Raw genomic sequence first — 6,068 nt, forward strand, 5'->3', positions numbered from 1 at the left:
CGTAAACACCGGGGTTCCGCATGCCGTGGTCTTAGTGGAGGATCTTGAGGGGGTGGCCGTGGAGGAGCTGGGGCGAAAGATCCGGTTTCACGAAAGCTTTGCCCCGGCCGGGGCCAACGTGAACTTCGTTAAGGTCCTCCCTGGGGGAGGGCTTTCGGTGCGCACCTATGAGCGCGGGGTGGAGGGCGAGACCCTGGCCTGCGGTACCGGGGCCTCGGCTGCGGCCTATGTGGCGGTAAAACTGGGCCTGGTCTCCCCGCCGGTCTCCGTCCGTACCCGCGGAGGCGAGGTCCTTCGCGTTTATCTTGAGGAGGAAAGGATCTTTCTGGAGGGGGAGACCCGTCGCATCTATCGGGCCTTTCTCCATCCAGAAGCCCTTTCGGACGAAAAATCCGGGTGTTAGAATACCCAAAAGAGACAAAGGAGGAAATAATGTCCAGAGTTTGCTGGGGGGTCGTTCTTTTTTTCTTTCTTTTTACTTTTCCGGTCCAGGCTAAGGATTCGACGGTCATCGCCCGGGTGGGGCCCTACACCCTTACCCGGGCGGATTTTGCCAAAGAGCTTGCCCAGAATCCCCAGTTGCGAGCCCTCCTTTCCCTTAAACCGGAGATGAAGAAGGTTCTGGTGGAGCGCTGGGTGGAGATCAACCTTCTGGGCCTTGGGGGAAAGGAGGCCGGGCTGGAGAAAGATCCCCAGATCCGGGCCGAGATAGAGGAACAGACGCGCATGATTCTGGCCCGGCATTATTTTGAAAGGAAGGTCCTTTCTGGGCTTAAGGTCACCGAGGCCGAGATGCAGCGGTATTATCTCCGGCACAAGAAAGACTATACCCTTCCGGAAAGGATTCAGGCCCAGCACATTCTGATTCGGGTTCCGGAGGGGGCGGACAAGAAAACCGAGGCCGCGGCGCTGGCCAAGGCCCGGGAGATCCGGCAGAAACTTCTGGCCGGGGCCGATTTTGCCACCATGGCCAAGAAATATTCCCAGGACCCTGGCACCAGGGACAAGGGCGGAGACCTGGGGCTCTTTTCCCGGGGCCAGATGATTCCCGAGTTCGAAAAGGCGGTCTTTAAGCTCAAGGTGGGAGAGATCAGTCCGCCGATCCGGACCCGTTTCGGGTATCATATTGTACGGGTTTCGGCGCGCATACCGGCTCAGGTTCAGCCCTATAAAAAGGTGAAAGAGCAGGTACGCAAGGATCTCCTGGAGGAAAAAAAGAATCAGCGCCTGATGGCGCTCCTGCGCGAATTACGTAAGAAATACCCGGTGGAGGTGCATCTGGAGAATCTTCCATGATCCCAGATGTTTATCTGGAAGGGCTCCCTGCGGATCTGGCTCTGGGGCTTCGCCGGGACCCGGAAAGATATATCCTTTTTCTGGATATAGAAACCGAAGGTCTCTCCAAGGAAAGGAACGGCATTACCGTGCTGGGAACCATGGTGGAGAGGCGCTATCGGGCCTTTGTGGCCGGTTTTAATCTGGAAAAGGGCGTTTCCTATCTGGCGCGATACCCGGTATGGGTAACCTTCGGAGGGGCCCGCTTCGATCTTCCTTTTCTCCGGGCCCGCTTCCCGGAGCTATCCACCCCCCTTCTACATCTGGACCTGTGTCAGCTTTACCGGCAGCTGGGGTATCGAGGAGGGCTGAAGAAACTGGAGGTTCTTTTCGGCCTCTCCCGCAGGACGCGGGGGCTTTCCGGTTACGATGCGGTCAAGCTCTGGCAAAGATGGGTCCAGCGAAAGGATCGTCGGGCCCTGCGCACCTTGTTGCTTTATAATCGAGAGGATGTAAGCAATCTCCGGTTTTTGCTGAAGAAGGCCTGCATCCTGTTCCGGCAAGGCGAGTTCGGGGAGGCGGCCTGTGGAGGATAAAAAGGACTATCAGCGGGAGACGATTACGGAAAAGTTTTTGCACTACGCGGCGGATCTAAGCGAAGCCCTTCCCTCCAGCGCCATCCTGGTCTATGCCGATGTTTTTCCCAGCGGAGAGGAGCTGGGGAGGTTCCTTCAGCACATCCGGGGACATAGACTGGTTCTGGTTACCCGGGAGGAGAATTACTCTCCTCCGGAGGGGGCGGAGGTGATCCTGGTGCCGGAGATCAAACTCACCCGGCTGGGACAGGTCAAGGTGGCGGTGCTCATCGGGGTGGCCCGGGGGTTATTTACGCACCGGGATCTGTTGATCTGCCTTTCTGGGGTGGCGGAAAGCGGACACCTGGATAGTCTTTTTATTTTGGATCTGGAGAGCGAGTTTGAGATCTTCGCCATTTCGCAACTCGAGGATCTCAAGGAGATCGTGAAACCGGAGGTCTTCCAGAGGGTGCTATCGCTGGCCATCATCCTGGCCACCCAGGGGCGAGAGGGCAAACCCGTGGGAACCTGTTTTATCCTGGGAGATACGGATCAGGTTCTGCAACACTGTGATCAGATGGTCATCAATCCCTTTCGGGGCTACCCGGAAAATGAACGCAATATCCTGGATCCTCACCTGGAGGAGACGGTCAAGGAATTCGCCCTCCTGGACGGTGCCTTTGTCATCCGGGGAGACGGAGTAATCGAGAGTGCCGGGGCCTATATTCGCACCGGGGTGGTAAGCGAGGAGATCCCGAGCGGTCTGGGGGCGCGGCATCGTTCGGCTGCGGCCATTACCGCGCTTACCCGGGCGGTGGCCATTACTGTGAGCGAATCCACCGGGACGGTAACCGTGTTTCGCAACGGAAAGATCGTGATGGAGATCGAGAAACCCCATCCTCTGGGGCCGGAAACCGAGTGGCGCCGGGCCTTCTATGCGGGTCCGCGGGCTCCCTCGGAATGGCCCCATGAACCCAAAACCTTGAAAGGAGGCGTTTGATGTACCGGAGAAGGATCCAGATATATGCCCTAGGTCTTCTGTTTTTCTTCATGTTGGGGCTTCCGGCCTCGGCTGCTCCGGGGCTATGGGATAGTCTCTTTCGGGTCAAAAGGGTAGAACCCGGCAGCAGGGTGCAGAAAAAAACGCTTCCTCCTGTTTCTTCGCGCGATCTGGAGATCGCCGAGGCGGTATCCCGGGCTTTTGCCGCGGTGGTGAAGAGGGCCGCTCCGGCGGTGGTCTTCATCCAGGTGGAGAAGACCGTGATCCGGAAGGAACCCCTGCCCTTTCCTTTCGGTCCCTTTCCTTTCGACTTTTTCGGAGATGATTTTTTGCACCGCTTTTTCCCGCAGGTTCCCCGAAAGTTTAAGGAACGGGGGGCCGGTTCGGGGTTTATTGTGAGTCCTGATGGGATCATTTTCACCAACAACCATGTCGTGGCCGGGGCGGACAAGGTCATAGTACAGCTGGCGGATGGACGCACCTATCGGGGCAAGGTCCTGGGGCGGGACCCGCAATCCGATGTGGCGGTGCTCAAGATAAACGGGAAGAATCTTCCCACCATTCCTCTGGGAGATTCGGATAAGATCCAGGTGGGGGAATGGGTAATCGCCATCGGTAACCCCTTCGGGCTAAGCCACACGGTTACCGTGGGGATAGTGAGTGCCAAAGGGCGAAGCGGGCTGGGGATTACCGATTACGAAGATTTCATTCAGACCGATGCGGCCATCAATCCCGGCAATTCCGGAGGTCCGCTGATCAATCTCCGGGGCCAGGTGGTGGGGATGAACACCGCCATCCTTACCCGGTCCGGCGGATACATGGGGATAGGTTTTGCCATCCCCATCAATATCGTCAAGGCGGTGGCGGAGCAGCTGATCAAAAAGGGTAAGGTGGTCCGGGGATGGCTGGGGGTGGTGGTGCAGGATCTTACTCCGGCTCTGGCCGAGGAATTCGGGCTCAAGAGTACGGAAGGGGCTCTGGTGGCCCAGGTCATGAAGGGGTCGCCGGCGGCCAAGGCCGGTCTTAAGCGGGGAGACGTGATCGTAAGCTACAACGGAAAACCGGTGCGGAATTCCTCGGAGTTACGCACCTTTGTAGGGCTAACCCATCCCGGGACCCGGGTCCCCATCGGGGTTATCCGTGAGGGACACCGGATCACCCTGGAAGTGACCATCGGGGAGTTCCCGCGGGCCGAGGAGGTGGCCTCGGCTCCGGCGGTAGAGAAATTTCTGGATGAAATGGGCTTCCGGGTTCGGGAACTCACCCCGGATCTGGCTCGGGAACTGGGTTACAGGGTGCGAAAGGGAGTGGTCATTTCCGCGGTGGCTCCGGGTAGTCCAGCGGCTATGGCCGGCCTTCGCCCCGGGCAGCTTATTGAAGAGGTCAACCGCAAGCCGGTTAAGACCCTGGAAGAGTTTTATGAGGCCCTGCGGCCTTCCCTGAGGTCCGGGCGGATTCTTATGCTGGTAAGAGATCAGCGTTTTCGCCGCTTCGTGGTCCTTTCCCGTTAATCCAGGGCGGGTCTTCGGACCCGCCCTCTCATCCGAAGCCTAAATCTTTGCTCGGTCTATTTATTGAACTTTTCAATTTGATTTATGGGAAACATTCAATAACTTAAAAAGTAAGATACGGTAGAGGGTTCGGGTTATGCGGGAGATAGATTGTCGGGGTTTGGCCTGTCCGCAGCCGGTGTTGGAGACCAAGGAGGCCCTGGAGGGGCTTTCCGAAGGGGAGGTGCTGCGGGTACTGGTGGATAATGAGGCGGCGGTCCAGAATGTCTCCCGGTTTGTTTCTTCGCAGGGGTATCCTTTGCAGGTGAAGGAGGAGGCGGGATATTTTATCCTGGAGGTGGTCAAGAAGGGTAGTGGCCGTCCGGTGGAGGGGGTCTCGTGCGAGCGTCCGGAGGGGATATTTCGGGTGATTCTGGTAGATTCGGACCGCATGGGGGAGGGGGATGAAGAACTGGGTCGTAAACTCCTGCTCAATTTTCTGCGCACTCTCCCCCAGGTTTCTCCGCTTCCACAGGCTTTGGTCTTTTATAATCGGGGGGTTTTCCTTACCGTGGAGGGTTCACCGGTCCTTTCGGTGCTAAGAGAGCTGGAGGAGAAGGGGGTAAAGATCTTTTCCTGCTGGACCTGCCTTTCGCATTATGATCTGGAAGATAAATTGCGGGTGGGTCAGGCCAGCAACATGTACGAGATATTGTCTTTGTTGATGCGGGCCGATCGGGTGCTCCGGCCTTAGTTGTCCGTAGCCTTCCTCCCCGCTTCGTGTTAAGTTACTCTCTGGGTGAAGAGATGGAAAAGACTGTAGCTACCAATAAAAAGGCCCGCTATCTCTATCACATAGAGGAGACCTACGAGGCCGGCATTGTGCTCACCGGTCCGGAGGTGAAGTCGCTGCGCATGGGCCGGGTCAATCTGGCCGATAGTTTTGCCCGGGTGATTAACGGGGAGGTCTTTCTTTACAACATGCACATCAGCCCTTATCCCTTCTCCCGGGAGGCCCAGTTTGAGGATCCCCGTCGCACGCGTAAGCTCCTTCTTCACAAGCGGGAGATTAACCGTCTGGCCGGAAAGGTGGCGGAAAGGGGCTATACGCTTATTCCTCTGCGGGTTTATTTTAAGGACGGCTGGGCCAAGGTGGAGCTGGCCCTGGCCCGGGGTAAGAAGCTTTACGACCGGCGGGAGACCATCAAACGTCGCGAGGAGGAGCGGGCCTTAAGGCGACGTTATAAAGGCAAGCTGCGATAGTTTTTCCTTCCCCTGGACAAAGTCTGAAGAGGCGTTATCTTGGATGGTAGTAGAGGTTTGTTCTTTTAAAAGCGGGGGCGAAGTGGGCTCGACGGGGGTGTGTAGGCCTAAACGGCGTGCCGAGGTCCCCACCGCCTCGTAAAAAAGGTGGGGAAAACACAAGTGCCGACGAGTACGCCTACGCTCTGGCGGCCTAAAGGATAGAGCCGCCCGCTCCGGGTTTTTCCTCGGCCCGCGGGAAGCCCGGGGCGACGGGTTAGCGGGCTGGGTTTAAGGGGGTGCCTGCCTCCCTTAAACCGAGAATCCTGCAGGCTGGGTCGGGAGGAAGCGCCCGGGTCTTCTCTCCCGGCCGAGATTTGCTACCCGGGCTACGCACGTAGAAGTTTAGGCTGAAGCACCTCCGGACGCGGGTTCGATTCCCGCCGCCTCCACCAATTTTTAACGATTTCTTGCGGACTTATGAAC

At 57.7% G+C, this 6,068-nt stretch carries 7 protein-coding genes and 1 other RNA gene; all 8 read left to right on the forward strand.

The window, feature by feature from the left end:
* Nucleotides 1–403, forward strand: a 403-nt coding sequence (gene dapF, locus F8J34_RS00470) for a diaminopimelate epimerase (RefSeq protein ID WP_297055218.1), incomplete at its 5' end; no start/stop codon positions are given.
* 29 nt (nt 404–432) lie between these two features.
* Entirely contained in the window at nt 433–1,296 is an 864-nt protein-coding gene (locus F8J34_RS00475) for a peptidylprolyl isomerase (protein ID WP_297055221.1), read from the forward strand.
* Nucleotides 1,293–1,871, forward strand: coding sequence for a ribonuclease H-like domain-containing protein (locus F8J34_RS00480; RefSeq protein WP_297055224.1), 579 nt, complete (start codon nt 1,293–1,295; stop codon nt 1,869–1,871). Before F8J34_RS00475 ends, F8J34_RS00480 begins: the two co-directional genes overlap by 4 nt.
* Entirely contained in the window at nt 1,861–2,850 is a 990-nt protein-coding gene (locus F8J34_RS00485) for a diadenylate cyclase (protein ID WP_297055227.1), read from the forward strand. The genes F8J34_RS00480 and F8J34_RS00485 overlap by 11 nt, the downstream gene beginning before the upstream one ends.
* On the forward strand, nt 2,850–4,361 hold the full coding sequence (locus tag F8J34_RS00490) for a DegQ family serine endoprotease (RefSeq protein WP_297055229.1): 1,512 nt from the start codon (nt 2,850–2,852) through the stop codon (nt 4,359–4,361). Before F8J34_RS00485 ends, F8J34_RS00490 begins: the two co-directional genes overlap by 1 nt.
* Before the next feature lie 136 nt (nt 4,362–4,497).
* Entirely contained in the window at nt 4,498–5,094 is a 597-nt protein-coding gene (yedF, locus tag F8J34_RS00495; RefSeq protein ID WP_297055231.1) for a sulfurtransferase-like selenium metabolism protein YedF, read from the forward strand.
* Nucleotides 5,095–5,147: 53 nt separating this feature from the next.
* Nucleotides 5,148–5,603: an SsrA-binding protein SmpB gene (smpB, locus tag F8J34_RS00500; protein ID WP_297055238.1), complete on the forward strand. Its 456-nt coding sequence runs from the start codon at nt 5,148–5,150 to the stop codon at nt 5,601–5,603.
* A 73-nt stretch (nt 5,604–5,676) separates the two neighbouring features.
* Nucleotides 5,677–6,037: a transfer-messenger RNA gene (gene ssrA / locus F8J34_RS00505) on the forward strand.
* Nucleotides 6,038–6,068 lie beyond the last annotated feature (31 nt).

The organism is Thermosulfurimonas sp. (assembly GCF_015491435.1).
In the GTDB taxonomy this organism is placed as follows: domain Bacteria; phylum Desulfobacterota; class Thermodesulfobacteria; order Thermodesulfobacteriales; family Thermodesulfobacteriaceae; genus Thermosulfurimonas_A.